General features: G+C 42.6%; 22 protein-coding genes and 2 pseudogenes. 19 read left to right on the top strand and 5 right to left on the bottom strand.

Annotation, left to right across the window (positions count from 1 at the left end; translation table 11 throughout):
- Nucleotides 1-47 precede the first annotated feature (47 nt).
- The 4 genes from nrdG to A3712_RS01805 all read left to right on the top strand — a co-directional run bounded on the left by nrdG (nt 48) and on the right by A3712_RS01805 (nt 4,664).
- On the top strand, nt 48-518 hold the full coding sequence (nrdG, locus tag A3712_RS01820; protein ID WP_063522030.1) for an anaerobic ribonucleoside-triphosphate reductase-activating protein: 471 nt from the start codon (nt 48-50) through the stop codon (nt 516-518).
- Between the two features lie 380 nt (nt 519-898).
- Entirely contained in the window at nt 899-2,083 is a 1,185-nt protein-coding gene (locus A3712_RS01815; RefSeq protein WP_063522029.1) for an amino acid aminotransferase, read from the top strand.
- Nucleotides 2,084-2,097: 14 nt separating this feature from the next.
- Complete coding sequence (locus A3712_RS01810; RefSeq protein ID WP_063522028.1) at nt 2,098-2,784, top strand: putative ATP-dependent zinc protease; 687 nt, start codon at nt 2,098-2,100, stop codon at nt 2,782-2,784.
- Nucleotides 2,785-3,056: 272 nt separating this feature from the next.
- Complete coding sequence (locus A3712_RS01805) at nt 3,057-4,664, top strand: ABC-F family ATPase (protein ID WP_082856154.1); 1,608 nt, start codon at nt 3,057-3,059, stop codon at nt 4,662-4,664.
- A 250-nt stretch (nt 4,665-4,914) separates the two neighbouring features.
- Here the strand turns inward: A3712_RS01805 and A3712_RS01800 are convergent, their stop codons facing one another.
- Both A3712_RS01800 and A3712_RS01795 read right to left on the bottom strand, forming a co-directional pair.
- Entirely contained in the window at nt 4,915-5,439 is a 525-nt protein-coding gene (locus tag A3712_RS01800; protein WP_063522026.1) for a hypothetical protein, read from the bottom strand.
- A 97-nt stretch (nt 5,440-5,536) separates the two neighbouring features.
- Nucleotides 5,537-5,914: a YgiW/YdeI family stress tolerance OB fold protein gene (locus tag A3712_RS01795; protein ID WP_063522025.1), complete on the bottom strand. Its 378-nt coding sequence runs from the start codon at nt 5,912-5,914 to the stop codon at nt 5,537-5,539.
- Between the two features lie 195 nt (nt 5,915-6,109).
- Between A3712_RS01795 and A3712_RS01790 the strand changes: the two genes are divergently transcribed.
- Genes A3712_RS01790 through modC form a run of 4 tightly spaced genes read left to right on the top strand, consistent with a single transcriptional unit; the run spans nt 6,110 to nt 10,175 of the window.
- The gene (locus A3712_RS01790; RefSeq protein WP_063522024.1) at nt 6,110-7,609 is read left to right on the top strand and encodes a cobyric acid synthase; all 1,500 of its coding nucleotides are present in this window, start codon (nt 6,110-6,112) and stop codon (nt 7,607-7,609) included.
- 5 nt (nt 7,610-7,614) lie between these two features.
- Entirely contained in the window at nt 7,615-8,373 is a 759-nt protein-coding gene (gene modA / locus A3712_RS01785; protein ID WP_063522023.1) for a molybdate ABC transporter substrate-binding protein, read from the top strand.
- Nucleotides 8,374-9,072 carry a molybdate ABC transporter permease subunit gene (gene modB / locus A3712_RS01780; protein ID WP_063522022.1) on the top strand — a complete coding sequence of 233 codons (699 nt, stop codon included), beginning with the start codon at nt 8,374-8,376 and terminating at the stop codon, nt 9,070-9,072.
- Nucleotides 9,069-10,175 carry a molybdenum ABC transporter ATP-binding protein ModC gene (gene modC, locus A3712_RS01775; RefSeq protein WP_063522021.1) on the top strand — a complete coding sequence of 369 codons (1,107 nt, stop codon included), beginning with the start codon at nt 9,069-9,071 and terminating at the stop codon, nt 10,173-10,175. Before modB ends, modC begins: the two co-directional genes overlap by 4 nt.
- A gap of 279 nt (nt 10,176-10,454) precedes the next feature.
- Here the strand turns inward: modC and A3712_RS01770 are convergent, their stop codons facing one another.
- Nucleotides 10,455-10,892 carry a DUF3069 domain-containing protein gene (locus A3712_RS01770; protein ID WP_063522020.1) on the bottom strand — a complete coding sequence of 146 codons (438 nt, stop codon included), beginning with the start codon at nt 10,890-10,892 and terminating at the stop codon, nt 10,455-10,457.
- A gap of 151 nt (nt 10,893-11,043) precedes the next feature.
- On the opposite strand from A3712_RS01770, the gene A3712_RS01765 reads away from it, so the two are divergent.
- Both A3712_RS01765 and A3712_RS01760 read left to right on the top strand, forming a co-directional pair.
- Complete coding sequence (locus A3712_RS01765; protein ID WP_063522105.1) at nt 11,044-11,994, top strand: diguanylate cyclase; 951 nt, start codon at nt 11,044-11,046, stop codon at nt 11,992-11,994.
- Between the two features lie 77 nt (nt 11,995-12,071).
- Nucleotides 12,072-13,085, top strand: a pseudogene (locus A3712_RS01760) (Solitary outer membrane autotransporter beta-barrel domain).
- Between the two features lie 92 nt (nt 13,086-13,177).
- Here the strand turns inward: A3712_RS01760 and A3712_RS01755 are convergent.
- Nucleotides 13,178-14,419 (bottom strand): GGDEF domain-containing protein, encoded by a 1,242-nt coding sequence (locus A3712_RS01755; protein WP_063522019.1) that lies wholly within the window; start codon nt 14,417-14,419, stop codon nt 13,178-13,180.
- A gap of 392 nt (nt 14,420-14,811) precedes the next feature.
- Between A3712_RS01755 and A3712_RS01750 the strand changes: the two genes are divergently transcribed.
- The 9 genes from A3712_RS01750 to A3712_RS26430 all read left to right on the top strand — a co-directional run bounded on the left by A3712_RS01750 (nt 14,812) and on the right by A3712_RS26430 (nt 23,496).
- Nucleotides 14,812-15,180 carry a late competence development ComFB family protein gene (locus A3712_RS01750; RefSeq protein ID WP_063522018.1) on the top strand — a complete coding sequence of 123 codons (369 nt, stop codon included), beginning with the start codon at nt 14,812-14,814 and terminating at the stop codon, nt 15,178-15,180.
- Nucleotides 15,181-15,220: 40 nt separating this feature from the next.
- Nucleotides 15,221-15,502, top strand: a complete 282-nt coding sequence (locus A3712_RS01745) for an HlyU family transcriptional regulator (protein WP_004739144.1) — start codon at nt 15,221-15,223, stop codon at nt 15,500-15,502.
- A 387-nt stretch (nt 15,503-15,889) separates the two neighbouring features.
- On the top strand, nt 15,890-17,437 hold the full coding sequence (locus A3712_RS01740) for a Re/Si-specific NAD(P)(+) transhydrogenase subunit alpha (RefSeq protein ID WP_063522017.1): 1,548 nt from the start codon (nt 15,890-15,892) through the stop codon (nt 17,435-17,437).
- A 10-nt stretch (nt 17,438-17,447) separates the two neighbouring features.
- The gene (gene pntB, locus A3712_RS01735) at nt 17,448-18,845 is read left to right on the top strand and encodes a Re/Si-specific NAD(P)(+) transhydrogenase subunit beta (RefSeq protein ID WP_063522016.1); all 1,398 of its coding nucleotides are present in this window, start codon (nt 17,448-17,450) and stop codon (nt 18,843-18,845) included.
- 282 nt (nt 18,846-19,127) lie between these two features.
- Nucleotides 19,128-20,600: a sensor histidine kinase VxrA gene (vxrA, locus tag A3712_RS01730; protein ID WP_063522104.1), complete on the top strand. Its 1,473-nt coding sequence runs from the start codon at nt 19,128-19,130 to the stop codon at nt 20,598-20,600.
- A complete protein-coding gene (vxrB, locus tag A3712_RS01725) occupies nt 20,575-21,234 on the top strand; it encodes a response regulator transcription factor VxrB (RefSeq protein ID WP_017632827.1) in 660 nt (219 codons plus the stop codon). Before vxrA ends, vxrB begins: the two co-directional genes overlap by 26 nt.
- Nucleotides 21,234-22,121 (top strand): DUF2861 family protein, encoded by an 888-nt coding sequence (locus A3712_RS01720; RefSeq protein WP_063522015.1) that lies wholly within the window; start codon nt 21,234-21,236, stop codon nt 22,119-22,121. Before vxrB ends, A3712_RS01720 begins: the two co-directional genes overlap by 1 nt.
- 50 nt (nt 22,122-22,171) lie before the next feature.
- The gene (locus A3712_RS01715; protein WP_063522014.1) at nt 22,172-23,302 is read left to right on the top strand and encodes a conjugal transfer protein TraF; all 1,131 of its coding nucleotides are present in this window, start codon (nt 22,172-22,174) and stop codon (nt 23,300-23,302) included.
- A gap of 41 nt (nt 23,303-23,343) precedes the next feature.
- A complete protein-coding gene (locus A3712_RS26430; RefSeq protein WP_082856153.1) occupies nt 23,344-23,496 on the top strand; it encodes a YoaH family protein in 153 nt (50 codons plus the stop codon).
- Between the two features lie 596 nt (nt 23,497-24,092).
- On the opposite strand, the pseudogene A3712_RS01710 reads toward A3712_RS26430, so the two are convergent.
- Nucleotides 24,093-24,610 (bottom strand): annotated as a pseudogene (locus tag A3712_RS01710) (GGDEF domain-containing protein); the annotation flags it as partial.
- Nucleotides 24,611-25,493: the final 883 nt, after the last annotated feature.

Raw genomic sequence — 25,493 nt, 5'->3', positions numbered from 1 at the left:
CTCTTTAAGTAACCCATTAAGCCATCACGAGTTTTCAATACTGCCTTATGAATTATCATCAATATCATCCAATCGACGTTGTAAATGGTCCAGGCACACGCTGTACTTTGTTTGTGTCGGGTTGTGTACACCAGTGCCGTGGGTGTTATAACCAGTCGACGCAAAGGTTGGACTCTGGGCATTTGTTCACTCAAGAGCTACAAGACCACATTGTTACCGATCTTAATGATCCGCGAATCAAGCGCAGTGGTTTATCACTTTCTGGTGGTGATCCTCTACATCCTGCGAATGTTTCTGAAGTATTAAAGTTGGTTAAGCGCGTAAAAGCAGAATGTGAAGGCAAAGATATCTGGATGTGGACAGGCTATGAACTTGGCGAATTGGATGAAAATCAGAAGCAAGTGCTGGAATACGTTGATACCCTAATTGATGGTCGTTTTGAGCAAGATAAAGCGGATCCAATGCTGGATTGGCGTGGTAGTTCAAACCAAATTATCCATCGATTCACTGATGTCTGAGGTTGTCCTTCGTAGGCTTGGAAAACGAAGAAGGGCATCATGGTTAACGTAATGCAACCAATCAGCCCTTGGGTGTGAGTTCTTTTCGTTTATTCTAGTAGGTCAAATCAGTATTTAAGCGGTTAGTTGATCAGGTTCTTCTATGAGGTCGTTGATCCATTTTTTAGAGTGGATTCGTTGGCTAGTTAATGCGAACTTCATTAGGTTACTCCAGCAAGACAGTCATTATTGTTTGATTTTTGCACGAATCCCCTCTGTAAAATGACCAATCTCTGATTACTTCTGTGAACTAAGCGCTTCTCTTAAAAAATGTTTCTGATTTGACTATGATAATGTTAACGTGAAGTTCATTACTTGAATTTCAAAGGGTTGTGACTTTCATGTTTTCACATCTACCAAAACCAACTTTAGATCCAATTCTATCTCTTTCTGTTGCTTACCGCGGCGATACTCGTACTGACAAAGTCGATTTAGGCATTGGCGTTTATAAAAACGACCAAGGCGAAACTCCTATCATGAAAGCCGTTTCGATGGCTCAAGATATCGTTGTTGAAACACAGAAAACTAAAGCTTACGTTGGCCTAGCGGGCTGTGAAGAGTTTAACCAAAGCATGGTTGATCTGCTGCTTAAAGGGACTTCTTCAATGGATCGCGTAGCTGCGATTCAAACACCAGGTGCAAGTGGTGCACTTCGAATGTTGGGTGACTTAATGAAAGTTTCTCAACCAGACACCACTGTTTGGATTTCAAACCCAAGCTATGTGAACCACAAACCTGTGATGGAAGCGGCAGGTTTAAAGGTTCGATACTACAATTACTTCAGTCCTGAAACGAAGCAAGTTGATACTGCAAGAATGTTAGATGACCTATCGAAAGCGGGTCCGTCAGACGTGGTACTACTGCATGGTTGCTGTCATAACCCAACGGGTGCCGATATTGACTTTGAAGCGTGGCAGGAAGTCACGAAATTGTCGCAGAAGAATGGTTTCTTACCGTTCGTTGATATTGCCTACCAAGGCTTTGGTGACGGCCTCGAAGAAGATGCAAAAGGTCTTCAACACATGGCGAACAATGTGGAAGAGATGTTAATTACTACTTCTTGCTCTAAGAACTTCGGTTTGTACCGTGAAAGAACGGGCGCTGCGATTGTGATTGGTAAGAATAGCGAACACGTTGGCAACGCAAAAGGTAAGCTACTGACACTTGCTCGCTCAACTTACACCATGCCGCCAGATCACGGTGCGGCGTTGGTAAAAATAATTCTTCAGAATCAAGAGCTAACAACGATTTGGAAGCAAGAGTTGAGTGAAATGCAGCAACGTTTGTTGAATCTACGCCAAAGTTTATGTGATGAATTGCGAAATACTTATAACACGTCACAATTTGATTTCATTGAAAGTCATAAAGGTATGTTTACTGTACTAGGCTTTAAAGAAACTCAAATGAATCAATTACGTGAAGAATATGGCATCTACGGTGTTGGTGATGGACGCATCAATATTGCAGGTCTTTCTGAATCACATATTCCTTACGTAGCGAAAGCGATAGCCAACGTATCAAAATAATAGAAGGTGACTGAATGTATAATTGGAAAGCGTTTATAACCCTAATGTTAAGTGGCGGATTGTTTGCTTGTACAACCACGACTCAGGTACCGGTTGAACCAGAGCAAAAGCCTCAGATCGAACAACCAGTTGTTGACGATTCGTCTAAGACAGACGCAACTGAAGGCGACAAAGTAACGGAACCTACCGAGAAGCCTGAAGAAGTAAAACCAACTGAGCCAGAAGCGAAGCCGAAGGCTGAAGAAAAACCGGCAGCAAAACCAACGAAAACCAGTGACGGTAAACTGATACTTGGTGAAGAAGAATGGGTATTTATTCCTGGCTTGAAAGAGGCGTTTAAAGCGCGTGTTGATACCGGTGCTACCACTTCTTCAATCAGTGCGGTTGATATCGTTGATTTTGAGCGGGATGGAAAAGATTGGGTTAAATTCAAGATCGAGCATGATGGAATCACAACAGAAGAGATCAGCCTACCTGTAGAGCGTTGGGTGAAGATCAAACAATCTAGCGCTGAAGGCACACAACGCCGTGCTGTGGTTGTGGTTTCTATCCAAATTGGTGACCTAAAAGACAAAACTGAATTTACACTTGCTGATCGAACCCATCTTTCTTTCCCACTTCTTTTGGGAAGGAGTTTCTTTAGAGATATTGCGGTTGTCGATGTAAGCCAGAAGTACGTTCAGAAGAAAGTGACTAAATAGTTTCATAACCTTCTAAAAGGTTAACTCTGTAATAATCGAATCCCTGCTAATTGAATTAGCGGGGATTTTTCGTTTTTCGACCGTAATTCGGGTAAATACCGATAATTTGCCTCTGTACGTCATCCGTTCATTGTTTAGCCTCGACAATGTGATCCTGATCTCTATATAATCCGCGCTTCATTTTCGTTTACCCAATACTTTCGTAGTCCTTATTTAGGTTTATCCAAAAACTTAATAATTATCTATCCAGTATACGCTTAGGAATTACTTCTTTGATATCTACCGCGAACATCACAATGCAATTTGGCGCAGAGCCTTTGTTTGAAAACATCTCTGCTAAATTTGGTAATGGCAATCGTTATGGTTTGATTGGCGCCAATGGTTGCGGCAAATCGACATTCATGAAAATCCTAAGTGGTGCGCTAGCGCCGAGCTCAGGCAACGTTTCCATTACTCCTGGGGAAAAACTGGGCGTATTGAGCCAAGATCAGTTTGCTTTTGAACAGTACAGCGTAATTGACGTAGTGATCATGGGGGATAGAAAGTTATGGGAAGTGAAACAAGAGCGTGACCGCATTTACTCTTTGCCTGAAATGAGCGAAGAAGATGGAATGAAAGTGGCAGAGCTTGAAAGCGAATTCGCAGAAATGGATGGCTACACAGCAGAAAGCCGTGCTGGCGATATTCTGATCCAAGCGGGTATCGAAGAAGAGCTTCACTTTGGCTTGATGCAGCAAGTTGCTCCGGGTTGGAAACTGCGTGTGCTTTTGGCTCAAGCGCTGTTTGCGAATCCAGATATTCTGTTACTTGATGAGCCAACGAACAACTTGGACATTCACACTATCAACTGGCTTGCTGAAGAGCTAAACCAGCGCAAATGTACAATGATCATCATTTCGCACGATAGGCACTTCCTTAACTCAGTATGTACGCACATGGCGGACATCGACTACGGTGAACTGCGTATCTATCCAGGTAACTATGAGTACTTCCTAGAAGCATCGGGTTTGCGTCGTGAGCAACTTTTGGCTTCCAACGCGAAGAAGACAGCCGAAATCAATGATCTGCAAGACTTCGTGAACCGTTTTGGTGCCAACGCATCGAAAGCGAAGCAAGCTAGTTCTCGTGCTAAGAAGATGGAAAAGATCACTCTTGATGAAGTAAAGTCTTCGAGCCGTATGAGCCCGTCGATTAACTTCGGCGAAGGTAAGAAACTGCACCGCCAAGCGCTTGAATTTCAAGAGCTAGGCCACGGTTTCGGAGGTGAAACGTTATTTGCTGGTGGTAACTTATTACTTGAAGCGGGTACGCGCCTTGCGGTTATTGGTGAGAACGGTGTGGGTAAAACCACCTTGCTACGTTGTTTAGTCGGTGAACTTGAGCAAAACCAAGGCATCGTAAAATGGTCAGAAAACGCATCTGTTGGCTACTGCCCGCAAGATAGCAGTGCAGACTTTGATAACGACCTGAGCATTTTCGATTGGATCTCACAGTGGCGTACAGCGAAGCACGATGACTTAATGGTGCGTGGTATTCTAGGCCGTCTATTGTTCACTGCAGACGATGCAAACAAGAAAGCACGTAACTGTTCTGGTGGCGAGAAAAACCGCCTGTTATTTGGCAAGCTAATGATGCAAGACATTAACGTTCTTGTGATGGACGAACCAACGAACCACATGGATATGGAAGCGATCCAAGCGCTCAACGATGCGCTTAAGGTTTACCCGGGTACGCTTATCTTCGTGAGTCACGACCGCGAGTTTGTATCTTCACTTGCGACATACATTATTGATGTGAAAGACCAGCAGCTATTGAGTTTCCAAGGTACCTATGAAGAGTACTTGGATCATCAGAAAAAGATGTTGATGGTTAATCTGTAATCGTCTCAAGCGTGATTGATTGAGGTGCTAGACTGACATTAATGGTCCATCACTAGATACAAAAAGCCCCGAGCACGGTTGTGTTCGGGGCTTTTTTAGAAGGACAAAATTCAAAGATGTTCTCAGTATTTGAATAGCTGAACTTGAGCGTTCAATTGCTGAGCGATTCCACGGAACTCTTCAGAAAGCCGACTTTTAGAAGTCGGCTTTCAAATTGGTTTAGATGCTCTGCTCGGCACTTTTTAAAAGTTTAGAAACCGAATCGAGCTGACATTAACAGCTGATGGCCGTAAGTACCGTTATTACGCATGTCCAAACCTACAGAAAGTTGATCTGTTGAATGGAAACGAGCGCCAACACCTACGATTGAATGAGTGTCGTCATTGTCAATCAGTTGACCAAGGCGCGCGTTGACTTCAACGTTTGCTATTAACCAAGCTCTTAAACCTAGGTTAATTTCGGTTTTGATATGGTTGTCGTCATTGCGTTCAATGTTGTGCAGAAGCATTTGCCCGGTCACATCGGCGAATTGGCTAATAGGTCCATTAAAACCCATACCCACAGCTGCATCCCAATCACTTTCAAATTCTGAATCGATACGTGCAGCAAAGTGTGAGTTCTGAGTAAACATGGTTGTTACTTCACCACCGAAGGTACTAGGGCTGGTACCCATGCGCAGCTCGAATGTGTTGTAGTTAAAGTTGTTTGCAGACGCAGAGAAAGAACACAGTGCAGCTAGTCCTAAAAGGACAGTCTTTTTAGTGCAACCCAGCATGGTGACTCCATATAAATTGTATTTGCGGCAGTATAATACAAAAATTATGCAATATGCAGGCCAATTTATTTGAAGTCGATCGTTTCATCTGTATCGCTTATAGGACTTGGATGTGGTCAACCTCGATTTCAGGTGTTTTGCCGCCTTCATACTCGCCGAAGATACGTACTTTTGTATCTGCTGTTAGTGGCTGTGCTAGGCGGATATCGTCATCCAGTTCGATTTGAATCTCGCTCCGGCCATCAGAGAAGATGAAGGTATCGTTCTTAAGCTGACGAACAATCTTGCCGTCTACAATTGCGTCTTGCTCAGAAAACATGCTTGCGTCTGCAAGTAGTGTCGCGACAGAAACGGTTTCAATAGGTCCTGTGTAAGCAATAGAGCTCTCGTGCTTGCTGTCTTTGTGGTTACCAGCCATTGCGAAAGTTGGAGCAAGGATAATAGTCGTTGCAATAGCTAATACAGTTTTTTTCATGGTGAATCCCTTATGTTTTTTGTTAGTTGAAGCGTTTTTTTTCGATGAGGCTATTAAACAACACTCGGTTTGAATCTAGAGTGAGTAACACATTCATTTTCCATTCATTTTATTGAGCATCTAGTCGCCAATGACGTTAAGATGGTGAAAGAGAAGTATTGTCTGCGGGCTGAGAAATTAAGGATTTAAGTACGAATGCGAGCACCATTAAACGCCCTTATGGTTCAGGGAACCACATCAGATGCCGGAAAAAGTGTATTGGTGGCAGGTTTATGCCGTGTTTTGACCAGGAAGGGAATTAAGGTGGCACCATTCAAGCCACAGAATATGGCTTTGAATAGTGCAGTGACTAAAGACGGTGGGGAAATTGGCCGCGCTCAAGCCGTTCAGGCTCAAGCGTGTAATATCGAACCTTCGGTTCACATGAACCCTGTATTGCTTAAACCCAACTCAGACACCGGTGCTCAAGTTATTCTGCAAGGCAGAGCATTAAGTAATATGGAGGCTACGGGCTACCATGATTACAAGAAAGTGGCGATGAATACAGTTATTGATTCATTTGATCGACTTTTAGAAGAATACGATAGCGTGATGATTGAAGGTGCCGGAAGCCCTGCAGAAATTAACCTTCGTGAGAATGACATCGCGAACATGGGGTTTGCTGAAAAGGCAGACATCCCAGTGATCATTGTGGCTGATATCGACCGCGGAGGCGTATTTGCACACCTGTATGGCACATTAGCTCTGTTATCTGAATCTGAACAAGCTCGTGTGAAAGGATTTGTGATCAACCGTTTTAGAGGCGATATCGCTCTGCTTCAGTCCGGCCTTGATTGGCTTGAAGAGAAAACAGGCAAGCCTGTGATTGGTGTGTTGCCATATTTGCATGGTTTCAATTTAGAAGCTGAAGATGCCATTACCTCAGCCCAAGAGTCCGATGGAGAGGCCAAGCTTAAGGTCGTGGTACCTGTCCTTACACGGATCAGCAACCACACTGACTTTGACGCGTTAAGGTTAAATCCTTCTATTGATCTTCGCTATGTGGGTAAAGGCGAGCGCTTAAGCAACGCTGATTTGATTATTTTGCCTGGCACTAAGTCTGTAAGAGCCGATTTAGACTACTTGAAGCAACAAGGCTGGTATAAAGATATTCAACGTCACCTGCGTTTAGGTGGCAAAGTGATGGGGATATGTGGTGGTTATCAGATGCTTGGTAATCTTATCCACGACCCTGATGGTGTGGAAGGCCAACCGGGCAGCAGTGAAGGGTTAGGGTACCTTGATGTTGAAACCACGTTAACGCAGCAGAAAACGTTAACGAACGTGTTTGGCACGTTAAACTTAAATGGAAAGTCGGCACCAGTTAAAGGGTATGAGATTCACGTAGGTAGGACTGATGTCAATGAAATGGCATTACCTGTTCAGTTAGAATCTGGCAGCTTTGATGGCGCGATAAACTCAGATAACTCAATATTTGGCACTTACTTGCACGGTGTATTGGATAACAGTGATGCGTTGTCACTGATTTGTGAGTGGGCCGATGCCAACGAAGTAGCAGCGATTGACCACGAACAACTGAAAGAGTTGGGTGTTAATAGAATTGCGGACGCCATCGAAGAGCACTTAAATCTTGACTTGCTTTGGCCTGAGCTGAAACAAACTGGTCAAGAAATTAAAAGAACAACAGAAAAGTGAGAGCAATGAAAAAACTAGTCACTCTTTTAGCGGTAGCGGTAACCACCTCATTGAGTTCTGCTCATGCTTTGGCTGCCGAGAAACTACGTGTTTATGCGGCATCGTCTATGACCAATGCGGTTAATCTGTTAGTTGAAGAGTTTGAGAAAAACCATTCTGTTGATGTTATTCCTGTCTATGCCAGCACATCTTCATTGGTACGACAGATCGAAAGAGGTGCTCCAGCTGATATATTTATCTCGGCAAATGAAAAGTGGATGACTCATCTTGTCGATCGAGACTATGTTTCTAGTGACAATGTCACAAATCTATGTGACAACGAGCTTGTGTTAATCTCTCCAAAGGAAGACGCAATTTCAATCGATATTTCAAAAGGTGAGCAGTGGTCTAAACTTCTTTATAATGAAAGGCTTGCGGTTGGCAACACCATGTCGGTTCCTGCTGGTATCTATGCGAAAGAAGCGTTAGAAAACCTGGCTGTTTGGGATGACGTCAAGACACGATTAGCACCAAGCAATAACGTTCGTATGGCATTGGCTTTAGTAGAACGCAGTGAAGCTAAGCTCGGTATTGTTTACAAAACGGATGCGCTGTTGTCTAAAGAAGTGAATCTTGTATCGACATTCCCGTCAGAGCTGCATACACCAATACGTTACCCTGTAGCGAAAATAAGTGAACAAGCGGTCGCACAAGACTTCTATACTTTCCTTACTAGTGAAAAAGCTAAGGACATTTTGAATAGTTTTGGTTTTGAAGTGCGTTAAATGATGTATCTATCGGAATACGAATACCAAGCTTTAATGCTTAGCTTGAGAGTGGCTGGATTTGCCATCTTGTGGCTTATCCCTATCGGGATTGGCTTAGCGTGGCTGCTAGCTAAAAAGCAGTTTGTGGGCAAAAGTATTGTTGAAAGCATCGTTCATCTGCCTTTAGTGCTTCCTCCCGTGGTTATTGGCTATTTGCTACTTGTGATGATGGGTAGACAAGGTCTGATAGGAGCATGGCTTAACGATGTGTTTGGTATTGTATTCAGCTTTAGTTGGAAAGGCGCGGCTCTGGCATGTGTCGTCGTCGCTTTACCATTGATGGTGCGCTCAATCCGTTTAAGCTTAGAGACGGTTGATAGTAAGCTTGAGGAGGCGGCAGCTACATTGGGTGCTTCTCCTGTCAGAGTTTTCTTTACTATCACCTTGCCTTTGATGATCCCTGGGATCATTACCGGAACCATGCTTTCATTTGCGCGAAGCCTTGGCGAGTTCGGTGCGACCATCAGCTTCGTTTCCAATATCCCTGGTGAAACTCAAACCATTCCTCTAGCGATGTACACTTTCATCGAAACTCCAGGCGCTGAAATGGAAGCTGCGCGTTTGTGTGCTATTTCCATTGTGATTGCGTTGGGATCATTGATGCTATCTGAGTGGTTAAACAGAAAGTCGGCACAACGCCTAGGAGGTAACGCATGAGCGCGTTAGTCCTGAAATACCAGCAACAGCTTGGTGAGACATTCTTTGATATCGACTTAGAACTTCCAAATAGCGGCATCACGGCAATTTTTGGTCGCTCTGGCGCGGGTAAGACGTCTCTGATTAACGCCATTAGTGGTCTTAAAAAACCGGATAAAGGTTTGATCAGTGTCTCTGGCACAACCCTATTTGATAGCGAGCAAGGTATTAATTTACCGACGCACAGACGTAATGTTGGCTATGTATTTCAAGAATCACGACTGTTCCCTCATATGAAGGTATCGGCGAATCTTAAATACGGTGTTAAAGGTACAGATAAAGCGCACTTTGACCAAATCGTGTCGCTGCTCTCATTAAGCTCGTTGCTCGATCGTTATCCGGCGCGTTTGTCGGGCGGGGAGAAGCAACGTGTTGCGATTGGTCGAGCACTCTTGTCTAAACCAAGTATTTTGTTGATGGATGAGCCGTTGGCATCTCTTGATTTACCTCGCAAGCGTGAGGTGATGCCGTTTCTGGAAAACCTCTCTGAAACAGTTCAAATTCCCATTATTTATGTGACTCATAGTCTTAATGAGATTCTACGCTTGGCTAACCATTTAGTGATTATCGATCAAGGTAGGGTCGTATCATTTGGTGTGACAGAACAGGTATGGGCGTCACGTGCGATGCAGCCTTGGCAATCTTTCTCTGAACAAAGCTCATTGTTTGAAGGGAAGCTGGTGGAACATAGTGATGATTATGCTTTATCTCGGTTAACGCTGGGAAAATCCACGTCTTTGTGGGTTCAAAAGGTGTCGAGTGATATTGGAGCTGCTGTTAGGCTCCAGGTTAGGGCAAATGATGTCTCAATTACGCTAGAACAACCTCAAGGTACATCAATACGTAATATCCTCCCCGTAACGATTAAAAGCGTAGAGACTCACCAACAAGGCACGAACAAGCAAAGTGTCTCGGTAGAGTTAGAGTTGGAATCTGGGTGTTATCTATGGGCAACCATTACTTTGTGGGCGTTGGATGAGCTGAATTTAAAAGTAGGCCAAAATGTATTCGCTCAAATTAAGGGTGTGAGTGTGGCTCAGAGAGACATTGCGGTTACTCACTAATTGACTGTGAAATTTTTAATTCAAGGTACTGTAAAACTCGATTTTGATTCCATGAATGGAAACATGCGTCATTTTTATACGGTATAAACCTCGGTTTTAATCCACACTGTATGAGTGAAAATACGAAGTAGTAGCTCGTCATGATGTATTGACGGTAAGACAGATAAGTAAATATGAGAAAAAGCAGTGGGTATAGAAAAGCCGCTTGTTCAAATCAACAAGCGGCTTGTTCATAACTATCACTGTTTGCCTTCAACCTAATACAGGTCGATAAATCGCTTACTTAGTGAAAACTTCTTTAAAATCACGCTTCAAGATAGCATCACGACGAGCTTTCTTGATTTGTTTAACCATGTCTTTCACACAGTTATGTAGAACTTGGTCTAGTAGTTGAGCGCGGTACTCTTCTTTTTCCTCGTCAGTCATGTCTTCAGGAAGTTTAAGAGTAGGGAACTCTTCCATCACGTTCACGCCAGCGAAAGCTTGGCTAACAGTGATTAGAGCGTGGAATTGCTCGAAGTTGTCCAAAACGTTTTGCGCGCTTGCTGGAAGGCTGTCCCAAGCTTCGCGTACTGATTCTTCAGACACTTCATGAATAGAAGTAACCATAAAGTGCATCTCTTTTGGAACTTCATCAAATTCGATAACTTGACGAAGCTCTGGAGAGATTGTGGTTAAATCGATTTCTTGTTGTTCTGTGTTTGTAGCGTCTGACATAGTATTTCTCTTTAAAAAGAAACAATGCTAAAAAGTTCTGTAAAAAAGTCAATATAATATGGAGATTAGGGCATGATTTAAGCCAAAAATGAGCTACTTTGAATATTGAACAATCGATAAAGGTGGTGCGATGATAGAAAAGGGATCTTCGATGCGCATATTGCTAGTTGACGATGTTCAGCTAGACAGAATGCAACTTGCCATTCGACTTAAGCAACTAGGTCACATTGTTGAAGCTGTCGGTAGCGGTAAAGAAGCCCTGAGCGTTTATTCTGGTTTTGATCCGGAGCTTGTATTACTTGACATAAGTATGCCTGAAATGGATGGGTTTGAAGTCGCTAACGAGATCCGCGAACAATTCCCTGAATGGGTACCTATTATATTTCTAAGTGGTCATGAAGAGCCAGAAATGATCGCTAAAGCCATTGATGCTGGGGGCGATGATTATTTAATCAAACCAGTAAACAAGGTAGTGCTTAACTCGAAGCTGATAGCCATGCAGCGTATAGCGCACATGAGGCGAGAATTAAAGCAAAGTACTGCAAAGCTCGAAGAACTTAATATACTTCTGCAACAACAAGCCAACGAAGATGGCCTCACTAAGTTATATAACCGTCGATATATGGATACTAAGCTTGAAGAGAGCATAGCGTGGCATGGAAGACGTAATATATCCATGACTGTCATACTTCTCGATGTAGACTTCTTCAAGCCATACAATGATAATTACGGCCATATTCAAGGGGATAAGTGTCTTCAGGGCCTTGCCAATACTTTGAAGGTGCTATTTGTAAGGGCTGGAGAGTATGTAGGTCGTTACGGCGGTGAAGAGTTCGTGCTTATCCTCAGTGACACTGACAGCGATGCTGCTGAACAGCAGGCAATTCGAATTAAAAAAGCGCTTTATGACATGAATTATGCACATAAATACTCGAGCATCTCTGATAGAGTGACAGCGTCACAAGGGGTTTTGTCATTTGTGCCTAGTGGTGAGGAATCGTTGGCATCTATCTACGAAAAGGTCGATCAAGCGCTCTATCAAGCTAAGCAAAGCGGAAGAAATACCTACATACTACGTAATATTTTAGAGCACTCACGATAGCTGATGAGCTCTTTTGGTAATTTGAATTTATACTTTCAGTAGTACTGAGTTAGGAAGTAGTTTAAGTGATTAAAGACATGCCACGATCAAAGTCATTTTTTATGGCTAATTCATGTTGGACACTGGTTGGCCCTGCTCTCTGTTTATCCGATCCCAGTATTGCTTCTGCAAATGAGGTATCTGATCTCATTCAGAAGGAGATAAAACGAAATTTTGCAGCCAGCGTGCTTCTTAACGACACCGACGTATTCACTTTTGGTATTAATAACGTTGATCCCAACGAAGTATTTCGTTTAGACAATGAGGACATCGGTTCGAGTGACTCGGTAAGCCGAAGACAAAATATGGCTTCTCTCAGTCTCCCTTATACTTTCAAATTACCTGCCACTATTGAAGATAACCATCAAGAGGTGACGCTTCGCTTGTCTGCGTTGCGCACAGAGAATGAAGTTGATTATTCATCTACATCTGTGACCTATTTTCAAAAGGAGACAGTCATCTCTGGGTATGTTGAATTCTCGAATGTCATCCAGCTTGATGGTTATTGGAGTTTTCATCCAGGGATTGGTAACCACATATCATATTATCGTAATGACTATGAATATCGCGGTAACGTACCTGGGCCCATCATAGTAGATCAACTTGAAGGGGTATACCTCAACACTGATGCTTGGGCTTATATCGTTGAGCCTAAGATAAAATTGATTTACGAAGATAAGAATAGCTGGGTTAAATACAAACTCAGTACCAGCTGGCATTACTTTAATGGTGTGGGTTGGGGAGAAGTCAATGGTGGCGATATTGGTCACCCAGAAGGTTGGTATATTGCTAATGAAGCAAAGATTTTTTATGACTTAGTACGTTGGGACAAGAACATTACTTCCATGTACTCAAGTATAAAGAGAATTGATATTGGTGGAGATACCGTCGTACCTATGTGAACGACCTCCTATTATGAGGGCAGTGTAGGTTGGTTGTTGAACCCCAACCTGCTTAATGACTGGGTTGATAATGTAGGCATCGGTTTTACGATCAACTACGGGAGTAGCTTAAAGGGTGGTAGCCTAGTTTTGTTCTTCAACCAAGATTAAGGCTAGTTGCTTCATCTTTAAAAACGAATAGCATTAAGCACCAAATAACCGATTAAATAAAGCCAAGTATGCATAGAGCTTGGCTTTGTTTTTTAGCTATGAATACAGAGTTTGTTGCGGCCTGTCTTTTTTGCTTTGTACAATGCTTGATCGGCAAGCTTCAATACTTTTTCAGGGTGTTTTGTGGTTGTGCTGTCTGCCAATCCTATACTCACCGATACGTTAACAACTTCAGCCGATTGTCCGTTCTTCCCACGCTTTTTAATTCCTTCATCATGGTTATCCGGTCGTTCCATGGCATTACGGATCGTCATATCGTAGTTGTGTACTTCAGAGACAAGTGTTTGTAGGTGCTCTTCAACTTGCTCGGTATGCTTACCTTTGAAAATGATTGTGAACTCTTCACCACCGTAACGATAAGCGCGAGCGCCGCCAGTGGCCTCTTTCAAAATACCGGCTACAAGCTTCAACACATCATCACCAATGTCATGGCCATAGGTATCGTTGAATTTTTTAAAGTGGTCAATATCGACCATTGCCACTGAATACTTGCGCCCTAAATGCTTCATATCAACCTCTAGCGCGTGTCGACCGGGGATATTTGTTAATTGGTCGTTGAATGCCATATCGTGGCTAGCAGACATCACATAGAAAATGATTAAGGTGCCAGATAATGAAAACATGGTACTTGATATGTACTGAACGTCGAAAAAGATGAAGGTGCTGGAAGCCAACAAAATCGCACTATAGACAACAACGTCGATAGAGCGATTGTAAACCAACACCAAAATAGCTGTTGAGCCAACTAGGCAAAGGCTGTACAAAACCAACACAAAAGGTAGTTTGGAAAAGTCCCTAACGGTAAACAGTAGCCCTTCACTCCATGATTCAAAACCTCCGGCATGGAAGTGAGAAACGATCAGCTTCGCCCATATCATAAATAGGACTAAAACGAGCGCGTATAAGAACATCGACTTGGAATTTACACCGGTATCGGGGAAGGCATACACAAGCAGGCAAGTAACTGGGACTAAGGCGGCTAATAGAGAGAGCTCTAATAATGTGGTTCCTGTGCTCAAGGGGGGTTGTAGGCGGACTTGTATAACAAGATAGGCAACAAGCATAGTGACAGAAACCATCGCCATGCGCCCTTGTCTAAACGTGTGGCACAGCAATACGGCTACACTCAATAGAATGTATGGCAGGTTGCTAGCAAACCCTAAGTTTGAATCCGTCACCAGTATGACGTTGTTCATGCCTGTAAGTAATATTGCTAGGAGAAATAAGGGGAAGCAAAATCGAAACATGCTCGACGTTACAAAAGATGATGCCATTTACGTGGTGAGCCTAACCATAATGATGATGTTGTTAATTAATACTGTACGTAGGATACGGTTAAATAAGTGATTGCCAAGCATTTTGCTTAATTGAGCGCGAAAACATGGTCATAAGTCGCTTTTGATGCAACATATGTTTATATGTGCTTGAGTTGCTATTAATCGTAGAACGAACTACATAGTATATATGAGAAATTAATTATTCGTTATAGATACTTAACAAAACTGAGCTTGTTAATCGATATCCATTATATTGGGTTATAAAACGGTGTAATATTTACGTTAAAAATGAACGTGAAAGTGTTTTCTATGGTTAAAAACACTTATCTCAATGTCGCTCAATAGAATTGTGTTTGAACGTTACATTGGACTATGAACGGAGGTGTAGTATGCAAATTAGTGTGGATGTACATAACTATATGGAAACGCTGGTGGGGCAAGTTTTAGCCACTGAAGAGTATGTGTCTAGTTATACTAGCGAGCAACTGGCTGATCTCGCATGTTTAGCACTAGGGCAGCTAAAACCCATCTATATTCGGTTCGATATTGATTTTCTTTCCGCGTTACCTGAAGACAAACTGGTTCTGTTTAAAAGAAATAGTGAGATCGCGGTCAAAAATGCAGAAGGTATGATTATTGACGATAGAAGACGCGATCGTAACGACAATATGCCGATCATATTTAGTCAACACAATTTTGATGAAGACGTAGAATTGCAATGGTATGAAAAGCCATTGTTGGATCGTAAACAGTCGTGATAGGTTAGTCGTAGTAACGTCATTGAAGGAGTAAAAAAACGTGGGATTCTTTTCTAGATTATTTGGTGGCAAAGAAAAAACCGAGCAAAAAGTAGAGATTGAGCCAGTCGAATATAAGGGTTTTAATATCTATCAAGATGCCATTGCTGAATCTGGTCAATACCGTGTTGCTGGACGCATTGAGAAAGAAATTGACGGTGAACTTAAAACGCATCGTTTTATTCGTTCAGACGTTGTTTCAAACAAAGAAGACGCCAACGAATTGATGCTTAAGAAATCGCAAATGTTCATAGACCAAATGGGCGACAGCATATTTAGCTAACCAATTAGGGTTAGAATTGATGCTAGTCATAATTTAGAGAGCTTTCAGTGTATATGCTGAAAGCTCTTTTTAGTTTTAGGGACAAAGAATAGCTAGTCAGTTGTTATTAAAAGGATTATTAGCAAGTGGTTTGACCTCTTTATTCGAGGCGTGCATCATTTAACTCAAATAACTGCTCAAAATCCATCCAAATCGTTATAAGTAATAACTTTTTCTGTTCTTTGAACAAAACGCTTGAAGTATTAGTTGTCGTTAGATACAAACGAATAAGTCATGTGCCAATAGCGAAAGAGTAGTTATGCAAATTGGTGTATCCAATGGCTGCGATCTCTTTAACTGGTCTTTGGTAAGAATAATAATCACAAATTGATACACAAGGAGTCTAATTTGTTGATAGGTGTACCAAGAGAAACGCTCGCAGGTGAAACGCGAGTCGCTGCATCGCCGAAATCGGTCGAACAGCTTCTAAAATTAGGATTTGAAGTTTGTGTTGAATCACAAGCAGGTGCGCTAGCAAGTTTTGAGGATTCAGCTTATGAAGAAGCTGGTGCAAAAGTTGTAAGCGCAGATGAAGCTTGGAAATCCGATATTGTCTTTAAAGTTAACGCTCCAATCGTTGACGATACTCAAAATGAAATAGACCGACTTAAAGATGGCGCCACTCTGGTCAGCTTTATTTGGCCTGCTCAAAAACCTGAATTAATGGAACATCTGTCGAGCCGTAACATCAATGTAATGGCGATGGATTCTGTACCTCGTATTTCGAGAGCTCAAGCACTCGATGCGTTAAGTTCTATGGCAAACATCGCAGGTTACCGTGCAGTGGTTGAAGCTGCGCATGAATTTGGTCGATTCTTTACTGGTCAAATTACAGCGGCAGGTAAAGTTCCACCAGCGAAAGTACTGGTTGCTGGTGCCGGCGTTGCAGGTTTGGCGGCAATTGGTGCTGCAGGTAGCCTTGGTGCAATTGTTCGTTCATTTGATGTTCGTCCTGAAGTAAAAGAGCAAGTTGAGTCGATGGGTGCTGAATTCTTGGAAGTGGATTTCCAGGAAGATACGGGTGCTGGTGATGGCTATGCAAAAGAGATGTCTGACGCGTTCAACAAGAAAGCGGAAGAGCTTTATGCAGCTCAGGCAAAAGACGTTGATATCATTATTACTACAGCGCTGATTCCAGGTCGCCCTGCGCCTAAGCTTATCACTAAAGCGATGGTTGATAGCATGAAGCCAGGAAGCGTGATTGTCGACCTTGCTGCCGCGAACGGTGGTAACTGTGAGTACACTGTAGCGGATCAAGTGATCATAACGGCAAATGGTGTAAAGGTTGTCGGTTACACTGACATGGTTGGTCGTCTACCAACTCAATCTTCGCAACTGTACGCGACTAACCTAGTGAACTTACTGAAACTGCTTTGCAAAGAGAAAGACGGTAAAATCAATATCGACTTTGATGACGTTGTACTTCGGGGTGTAACAGTCGTTAAAGAGGGTGAAGTCACTTGGCCTGCGCCACCAATTCAAGTTTCAGCTCAACCGCAGCAGGCTAAGCCAAAAGCAGCGCAACCTGAGCCAAAAGTTGAAGAACCAACGTCTCCAGTCAAAAAAGCCGCAGGGATGGCCGTTGCGGTTGGTGCTTTCGCTTGGATTGCGTCGGTAGCGCCTGCTGCGTTCTTATCTCACTTTACCGTTTTCGTTCTTGCTTGTGTGGTGGGTTATTACGTAGTTTGGAATGTAAGCCATTCTCTGCACACGCCTTTGATGTCTGTTACTAATGCGATTTCAGGGATCATTGTGGTAGGTGCTCTATTGCAGATTGGACAAGGCAACGGTGTCGTTACTTTCCTCTCTTTTATTGCCGTGTTAATTGCAAGTATCAATATCTTTGGTGGCTTTACCGTGACCAAACGTATGCTTGAAATGTTCCGTAAAGACTAAGGAGTAATAGATGTCTGAAGGATTAGTACAAGCAGCTTATATTGTTGCTGCAGTATTCTTTATTATGAGCTTGGCTGGACTATCGAAACAGGAATCTGCACGTGCAGGTAACTATTACGGTATCACTGGTATGGTTATCGCATTGATCGCGACGATCTTCGGCCCTCACTCAGCTGGTATTGTTTGGATCATCATTGCAATGGTGATCGGTGGTGGTATTGGTATCCACTACGCACGAAAAGTTGAAATGACGGAAATGCCTGAGCTGGTGGCAATTCTGCACAGCTTCGTTGGTATGGCTGCGGTATTGGTGGGCTACAACAGCTACATCGATCCACCGGCGGCAGTGTCTATCAACCCTGCGGCTATTCATGCAGAGCACGTTATTCATTTAGTGGAAGTGTTCCTTGGCGTGTTTATCGGTGCAGTAACCTTTACGGGTTCGATTGTTGCGTTTGGTAAGCTTCGTGGCGTGATTTCTTCATCAGCATTGAACATTCCTCATAAGCATAAATGGAACTTAGCGGCTATCGTGGTTTCTACACTGCTTATGGTCATGTTTGTCAAAGCAGATGGCAGCATGTTCGCACTGATGGTGATGACACTTATCGCGTTCGCATTCGGTTACCACTTAGTGGCATCAATCGGCGGTGCAGATATGCCAGTGGTTGTTTCAATGCTTAACTCTTACTCTGGTTGGGCGGCGGCAGCGGCAGGTTTCATGCTTGCAAATGACCTGCTTATCGTAACGGGTGCATTGGTTGGTTCGTCGGGTGCGATTCTGTCTTACATCATGTGTAAAGCAATGAACCGCTCGTTCATTAGTGTTATCGCTGGTGGCTTTGGTCAGGAAGTACAAGTGTCTGAAGGCGATGAAGATCAAGGTGAACACCGTGAAACTTCAGCAGAAGACGTAGCTGACATGCTTAAGAACTCTAAGTCAGTAATCATCACTCCTGGATACGGCATGGCAGTAGCTCAAGCTCAGTACCCAGTACACGAAATCACTGAAAAGCTGCGTGCGCAGGGCGTAAATGTTCGATTTGGTATACATCCTGTAGCGGGTAGGTTACCGGGTCACATGAACGTACTGCTTGCTGAAGCAAAAGTACCTTACGATATTGTTCTTGAGATGGACGAAATCAACGATGACTTTGACGAGACAGATACTGTATTGGTTATTGGTGCAAATGACACCGTAAACCCTGCAGCTCTAGAAGATCCAAATAGCCCGATTGCTGGCATGCCAGTACTGGAAGTTTGGAACGCTCAAAATGTTATCGTGTTCAAGCGTTCTATGAATACGGGCTACGCAGGCGTACAAAACCCATTGTTCTTCAAAGAAAATACACAGATGCTGTTTGGCGATGCTAAGCAAAGCTGTCTTGGTATTTTAGAGCACCTCTAATGGTCGCTTGTAAAACCTGACTAAACGAAGGAGCTCAATTGAGTTCCTTTTTTTGTGTCCACTGAGTGAGGGGAAATACTTAGAATGTAGATAGGATATGAGCAGACTAATTTTCCCCATCGAGATGACGAAATGGTTTTGCTACGATGCGTTAAACCAGCATATTCGCTCGCTTTGAGCGTATTAAAGTCAATTTAATGACAGTCAGCCGTCATTCTCGCTGCTTTTCATGCGGTTAAAATTTATCTTTGAAAGCGAATGGTATATATTTGTTTGTTCTATTTGAATTTGTGCTGGTTTGTGATCATCAAAAGAACATTTACTCTTCTTATCGCTACGTTATCAGTATCAGTAAACGCGTTTGCTGATTCTTTGCCTGAGCGTATCGATAACTTCACCAAACTATTTGATCATGAAACGGCAATCGAATCTTATGACATTCGATTGCTTCAGGCTGATTATCCAACTCGCCTAATCACGCCTTCTTCAATGCTGCCGCAAACCGCAGAGTACCCACTTAAAGATATTCAGCGCCTATACCAGTTATCAAAAACTTGTAGCGGTAAGTTGCCGTTAAGCCCATTGATCACTGAACCTTTAGTGTTTACGCGAGCGATGTGTAAGGGCACTAAATTGTCGGATCGTTGGTTTAGTCGTAGTGGTTTGATTCACCCTGGTGGAGGCTCTTATGCGGCGCGTTATGTTGAGAAGTACCCAGAAAAGTTCGACTCTTTGAAACGTTACATGCATATTCAAGAGCGCCCGAATACTGAAAATGATGAGTTACTGTCTCGCTTGAAACAAATGGACAACGAAGCTATTACTGCGCTATTGGCTGGTGCTAGCATGTTTGTCGAGCTCGACGAGATGTGGATTAAACGTGGTGACAGATACTATCTGTACACAGAATCTGATTGGCATGAAAACGCCACAGTAGCAGGGTTGTCTTTCAGTTTATCGTCAGAAGGTAAGAGTTGTTTCGTCCAACGTGGTAACGTGTGTTGGGAAATAGAAGATCACTCTGAACTGCTTCAGATCGCAATGTTCATCTTGGTGATCGCTAACATCATGCTTGTGCTAGGTTGGGCGATATACCGTTGGAACAGTAAGAAACAGGAATTAAAGAGTCGCATGTTGGTTCTTCAGATTTTAACCCATGAACTGAGAACACCGATTGCGAGCTTATCATTGACCGTTGAAGGGTTTAGACGGGAGTTCGAACACTTACCTGAATCGGTATATGATGAATTCCGTCGACTGTGTGAAGACACGCGTCGTTTAAGACAGTTAGCAGAGGCAAGTAAAGACTACTTGCAGTCGGACAATCAACCACTTGCAACAGAGTGGGTGCCAAGCGTACAAGAGTGGTTAGAGTACAAAGTTGAAGAAGATTTCGCTCCTGGAATCGAACTACTCATCAACCAAGATATTGCTGCAAAAGTGAACGTATATTGGTTAGGAACCTGTATCGATAACCTGATCAGGAACGCGGTTAAATACGGTGTCGCACCAGTGATACTAGAACTGAATACTTCTGACAAGAAGCTGACATTCAAAGTTATAGATAATGGAGACTTGTCCCGCAAAGACTGGGGGCAACTAAGAAAGCCATTCGTTAGTAAGAGTGGACTAGGTTTAGGTCTGACGATAGTAGAATCTATGGTCGGAAAAATGGGCGGTCACATGACGCTAATCGGCCCCCCGACAACATTTATTTTGGAGATACCTTGTGAAACAGACATTGCTTCTCGTTGAAGATGATAAGAATTTAGCTGATGGCCTATTAGTTAGCCTAGAGCAAGCTGGGTATGAATGTTTACATGCTGAACTGATCTCTGAAGTTGAAGGCTATTGGGAACAAGCGGACCTAGTTATCCTAGACCGTCAACTTCCTGATGGTGACTCAGTAGATTCACTTCCAGGCTGGAAAAAGAAGAAAGATATCCCTGTAATCTTGCTGACAGCATTGGTTACAGTAAAAGACAAAGTAGCTGGCCTAGATTCAGGAGCTAACGATTACTTAACGAAGCCATTCGCAGAAGCTGAGCTGTTTGCTCGTATTCGTGCGCAGCTTCGCCTGCCAGATGCTGAAGAGCAGGACGCATCAAAAGTTATCGCTCAAAACCTTGTTATCGACAAGGCAACGCGTGAAGTGTTTTTCAATGAGCAAGAAGTGACGCTAACACGTACGGAATTTGATCTGTTGTTGTTCTTGGCAAGTAACCTAGGCCGTGTATTTACACGTGACGAATTACTTGATCACGTATGGGGATACAACCACTTCCCAACAACTCGTACCGTAGATACGCATGTTCTGCAATTAAGACAGAAGCTACCGGGTCTAGAGATCGAAACGCTACGTGGCGTTGGCTATAAGATGAAAGCGTAATGAAAAAAGCCTTACTTCCACTATTAATGCTATCGAGTGTCGTAAACATCGCACACGCAGCAGATTGGTTTAAAAGCAGCGATGCTCTTACTCAAGTACATAAACATTTGTTGGATAATGATTTACCACAGATGTTTGATTCTTTAGTGGAAGTTTGGCAAAGCAATTCATCTCAATCTCGAGAAAATCACCTCAATGAATTGTTTGACCAAGCGTTGGACAAAGATTGTGGTAAAACCCTCACAAAAAAAACTTTGCCTGACTGGATAAGTTCAGTTGTCGTCAAAAGGCACATTATTCAAAGCCCTGGCCGAGACACATTCCGAGTTTCAATTGATGTCGAATCTGAGCAAAGCATTCAAGATATCACCTTCGAAAAATGGGTAGACAAGGTTGTCTCTTCCGATAGTGAATTCATGAAAGAAAGTGAAGTGGTCAACAATGCCTCTGTCAGTTTGTACCGCAAGCGTTATAACCTAGCGTCACAGTTGGATTCTGGTTTATATCGCCTGAATGTGAAAGGCGATGGTGGTAACTCTTGGAGCACTTGGATTGTTTTGGGTGAAGTCTCGATGCGCCAGCAGGTACGCTGGGCATCTAAAGATACATGGCGAATTGATAAGAAAGACTTACTTAACCCATATTGTCCGTTACCTAAGTTAGAAGTCGGTTTATACGACTATATTGACGAGCAGTATGAACAAGTGTGGGGTAAGAGCTATGAGTCCGATTATCCGATGAGCTTGTCTAGCGAAGATTTGCCCAATGACCGATATGTTCTAGTTGTTTCTATGGTTCATTCACGTTGGCAAGGTGATATAGCGATAGAACAAGCACAAACTATTAGTAAAACTTATGATATTTCTAGCGAAGAAGAGTTAAAGTAATTTAAAATTGTGTCGTTAACTTTATAAGGGATCTAACAAAGATAAACGGCATGATAAAAACTACTAAACTACTCGCAGCGTCCATTGCTTTCGCCAGTCTTCCTATCTCCGCAGCAAACTACGCTATTGAAGCGCGTGGTGATGCGATGGGTGGTGTTGGTGTTGTTTCTGCAAACTTCCTAACTGCTCCATTCTATAACCCTGCATTGGTCGCTATTTACCGTCGTAACGATGACATGGGTATGATTACCCCAAGTTTTGGTGGTAAATACAACGATCCTAACGATATGAAATCGAACATCGATGCTGTACTCGATGCATCAGGCAGAGATATTGCAGATGGGTTGAAAAAACTTGATGGTAATCAAGCAAATTTTGACTTAGGTGGTGTCGTAGCTTTCGCATTACCAAATCAATTTGTCGCTGCAAATATATTTGGTAAAGCATATACGGAAAGTTTTGTAACACCAGAAGTGTATACCGCAGGAAATGACGCGGAAAATTTACAGCGTTCGGCAGTAGAAGCAGTTTCAATTGGAGTCGCTGAAGTTGGTATATCCTTAGCAAAATATCAAACTTTTATGGGGCAGCACTTATCATTTGGCATCTCACCAAAATTACAGCGCATCTACACGTACAACTATGTTGCGTCGCTAAACGACTATGACTTATCAGATGTACGAGAAAATGACGATGGCGACACGACGTTTAACGTTGATGCAGGCGCACTGTGGTTTTATGGCCCATTTAGAGTTGGTTTTGCAGCGACTAACTTGATCTCTCGAGACATCGAAACAAAAGACTCAACAAAAGATATCGCTCCCGGATACTCAGTTGGCGGCAAGTATGCGTATAAATTAGAGCCAGTTTATACCGTTGGCGCTGGCATTGTGTCTGACTACTTCTCGTTAAGTGTTGATTACGATTTAAATGAGACTGAAAAGTTTACTTCGTTTGAAGACAACGAGCAGATGATTCGTGTCGGTACTGAAGTTGATCTGTTGCGTCAAATGCAGCTGAGGGCAGGGTACTACAAGAACCTAGCGTACTCTAATTCAGAAGGAACCATCACAGCCGGTATTGGCTTGTCGCCACTTAATTTGTTCCAGCTAGATCTAAGTGCTAACTACACAAACGAAAACGCAATGGGTGCATCTATCAATTTCCTTGCTAGTTACTAATAGTCCTTATATAGTTCTGCTCCTAAATAAAGGAGCAGAACATGCTAAACGACTTACCAACCCTTTCTCACGAAGAACAACAAAAAGCTGTTGAACGAATCCAAGAAATGATGAGCCAAGGTATTAGCACAGCACAAGCTATCAAAATCGTTGCTGAGCAAATTCGTGAAGAAATGAGTAACAAAGAAGAGTAGGGCGTCAGCCCTTCTTTTTTACCACCTTAATGCACTATAACTGAAATGCTTGCAAGCCAATATATTGTCCCGCCATTCACAACCGTGATACCGTTCTAAAATACACAGCTCTATATTCTACTAATCTTCCTATATTCAATGACTTAACTCAGAATGATCTACTGTTTGGGGTGACTTCGCTCTTTTTTGTAATTAAATTACAGCGCAAGGTGAAAGTTAAACATTCGGGTTTTTGGGTGTCAGTATTTGTGTCGCTAGTCGTAAGTTATTTTATATCCGAGAATTTTTAACGATCGTGACGCCGTGACTTCAATCATTAGCGAATTGGTTGAGCTCAATTTCAGTGAGTATGGTTTTGTGGTTTCAGTTGGGGAATGTTCGTGGCGAGCAGCGATACTAAGATACTCAACGACAGATCTGCGTATCTAATGCTGCTTAGACTAGGGGGCGCATACTTAAGCGAAGCAGAAAGCATTAGCTGAGGGTACGGTCTGTATTGAGGTGGATAGTGGTTTACTTAAGTGTGTAGCTTTGGCTTGAAGGAATTTAATTCATGGTCGCTCGAATGAGATACTAGATTAGGAGACTTGTCTTCGGACGTTGAAGTAGTCTAAGTCGATGTGGCTCGCACCTGGTAGCGAAAAGTCTAAGCGATTGAGCTTGTTCGACATTGCATCGCCTGTAACACTGTAGTCCTGGTTGCAGTTACGAATGTAAAAACGAAACCTTGGGCTATCTTGTCCTTCGTAATCCATGTTAATGGTTACCGAATCATACGTGTAGAGATCTAAACCTTTGCCTTTTTAGATAGCACGGATTCAACTTCACGGAATGGCTTGCTGTAGATACGCTTAAAGTCACACTGTAACTCTACACCATCTTTTAATCTGTGTAATGAGCCAACTGTTACACCATTATGGATGCGGTCTGTGTTAACCAGCGTAAGGTATTTGTCTGGTTCTATGACGTAGCTCTTGTTCATAATATTATCAAAAGAGAGTAGCGACACTAGGGTGAATGCTAGGCAAAAAATCGAGAGAAATATGTTGTGTTTACGCAATGCTTTGTCGCTCATGATGTTAATCCATACACGTGATTCGAACCTAATACGCAGTGCCCTAGAGTTGGCGCAATCGGAGAATTAGAGTATGAGCATTGTTGGAATTGCGATACTTAAAACTGTTCTAGAATTGACGTTTATACAGGAAACTGCGCTATTAGACCAAGATCAAGTTTAAAATTGAACGCAGGGCATTGATTTTGAATGTAATTTACTCAGTGAGTACTGTTTTTACGGGGATTGAAACTTAACTGTATATATGTACAGTTAATTTTAAGTGGATTTGTTTATTGTCTTTATAGCCAATCTAAGGCCTTTATGAGTTCGCTAAGTAGCGGGCCGCAAAGCAAACTGTTTCTTAATTTGAATTTGATATCATTACGTTGTCACTTTGTGGGGTGTATATCTGCAGTGAGTAAATCGAGTTGAACGTGGGGAAATAACCTTAAACAAACACCTGAATTGTTTGAGGCAAACTTACACTAGTGATAAACAAGATATGGTAATAGCTAACTGTAAGGACTTAAAATTTCGGTAGTTCTAATTCAAAGCTAGTACCAAGCGCAGGTTGCTACAGAGCGAGATTAAATGTGGGGATTACAGTGTATTCGGAATATCAACAGTAAAGCTAGAAACAATCAATCTCAAGTGTCATAGAGCCACAACGCATAAATCCAAGCATCTAGATTTTCTTTGTAGTTAACATGATCGCGTGTGTGAAATCTGAAAAACAGAATTACTGACAAAGTCTACACAAAGGACTCGTAGTCATCGTTTGTAAGCTGTTAGGAGCTGAACGTTTAAAATATTCAGTGTTTAGAATCAGTTGAGAATTTATTTTTCGTAGTTAAACAACGTAATAGTCTGGCGGGCGACTGTAACGAGCTATAGGTGATTTATGACAGACGCTGGGTTTAGAGCATCAAAGTTTTTAACT

The sequence above is a fragment of the Vibrio sp. HI00D65 genome (genome assembly GCF_001635455.1).
In the GTDB taxonomy this organism is placed as follows: domain Bacteria; phylum Pseudomonadota; class Gammaproteobacteria; order Enterobacterales; family Vibrionaceae; genus Vibrio.
This window is presented reverse-complemented; position numbering and strand designations above follow the sequence as displayed.

Bases quoted from the DNA above. Each gene is read 5' to 3' on its own strand.
- nrdG (WP_063522030.1), top strand. From the start codon at position 48: ATGAATTATCATCAATATCATCCAATCGACGTTGTAAATGGTCCAGGC.
- A3712_RS01815 (WP_063522029.1), top strand. From the start codon at position 899: ATGTTTTCACATCTACCAAAACCAACTTTAGATCCAATTCTATCTCTT.
- A3712_RS01810 (WP_063522028.1), top strand. From the start codon at position 2,098: ATGTATAATTGGAAAGCGTTTATAACCCTAATGTTAAGTGGCGGATTG.
- A3712_RS01800 (WP_063522026.1), bottom strand. From the start codon at position 5,439: ATGCTGGGTTGCACTAAAAAGACTGTCCTTTTAGGACTAGCTGCACTG.
- A3712_RS01795 (WP_063522025.1), bottom strand. From the start codon at position 5,914: ATGAAAAAAACTGTATTAGCTATTGCAACGACTATTATCCTTGCTCCA.
- A3712_RS01790 (WP_063522024.1), top strand. From the start codon at position 6,110: ATGCGAGCACCATTAAACGCCCTTATGGTTCAGGGAACCACATCAGAT.
- modA (WP_063522023.1), top strand. From the start codon at position 7,615: ATGAAAAAACTAGTCACTCTTTTAGCGGTAGCGGTAACCACCTCATTG.
- modB (WP_063522022.1), top strand. From the start codon at position 8,374: ATGATGTATCTATCGGAATACGAATACCAAGCTTTAATGCTTAGCTTG.
- modC (WP_063522021.1), top strand. From the start codon at position 9,069: ATGAGCGCGTTAGTCCTGAAATACCAGCAACAGCTTGGTGAGACATTC.
- A3712_RS01770 (WP_063522020.1), bottom strand. From the start codon at position 10,892: ATGTCAGACGCTACAAACACAGAACAACAAGAAATCGATTTAACCACA.
- A3712_RS01765 (WP_063522105.1), top strand. From the start codon at position 11,044: ATGCGCATATTGCTAGTTGACGATGTTCAGCTAGACAGAATGCAACTT.
- A3712_RS01755 (WP_063522019.1), bottom strand. From the start codon at position 14,419: ATGGCATCATCTTTTGTAACGTCGAGCATGTTTCGATTTTGCTTCCCC.
- A3712_RS01750 (WP_063522018.1), top strand. From the start codon at position 14,812: ATGCAAATTAGTGTGGATGTACATAACTATATGGAAACGCTGGTGGGG.
- pntB (WP_063522016.1), top strand. From the start codon at position 17,448: ATGTCTGAAGGATTAGTACAAGCAGCTTATATTGTTGCTGCAGTATTC.
- A3712_RS01720 (WP_063522015.1), top strand. From the start codon at position 21,234: ATGAAAAAAGCCTTACTTCCACTATTAATGCTATCGAGTGTCGTAAAC.
- A3712_RS01715 (WP_063522014.1), top strand. From the start codon at position 22,172: ATGATAAAAACTACTAAACTACTCGCAGCGTCCATTGCTTTCGCCAGT.
- A3712_RS26430 (WP_082856153.1), top strand. From the start codon at position 23,344: ATGCTAAACGACTTACCAACCCTTTCTCACGAAGAACAACAAAAAGCT.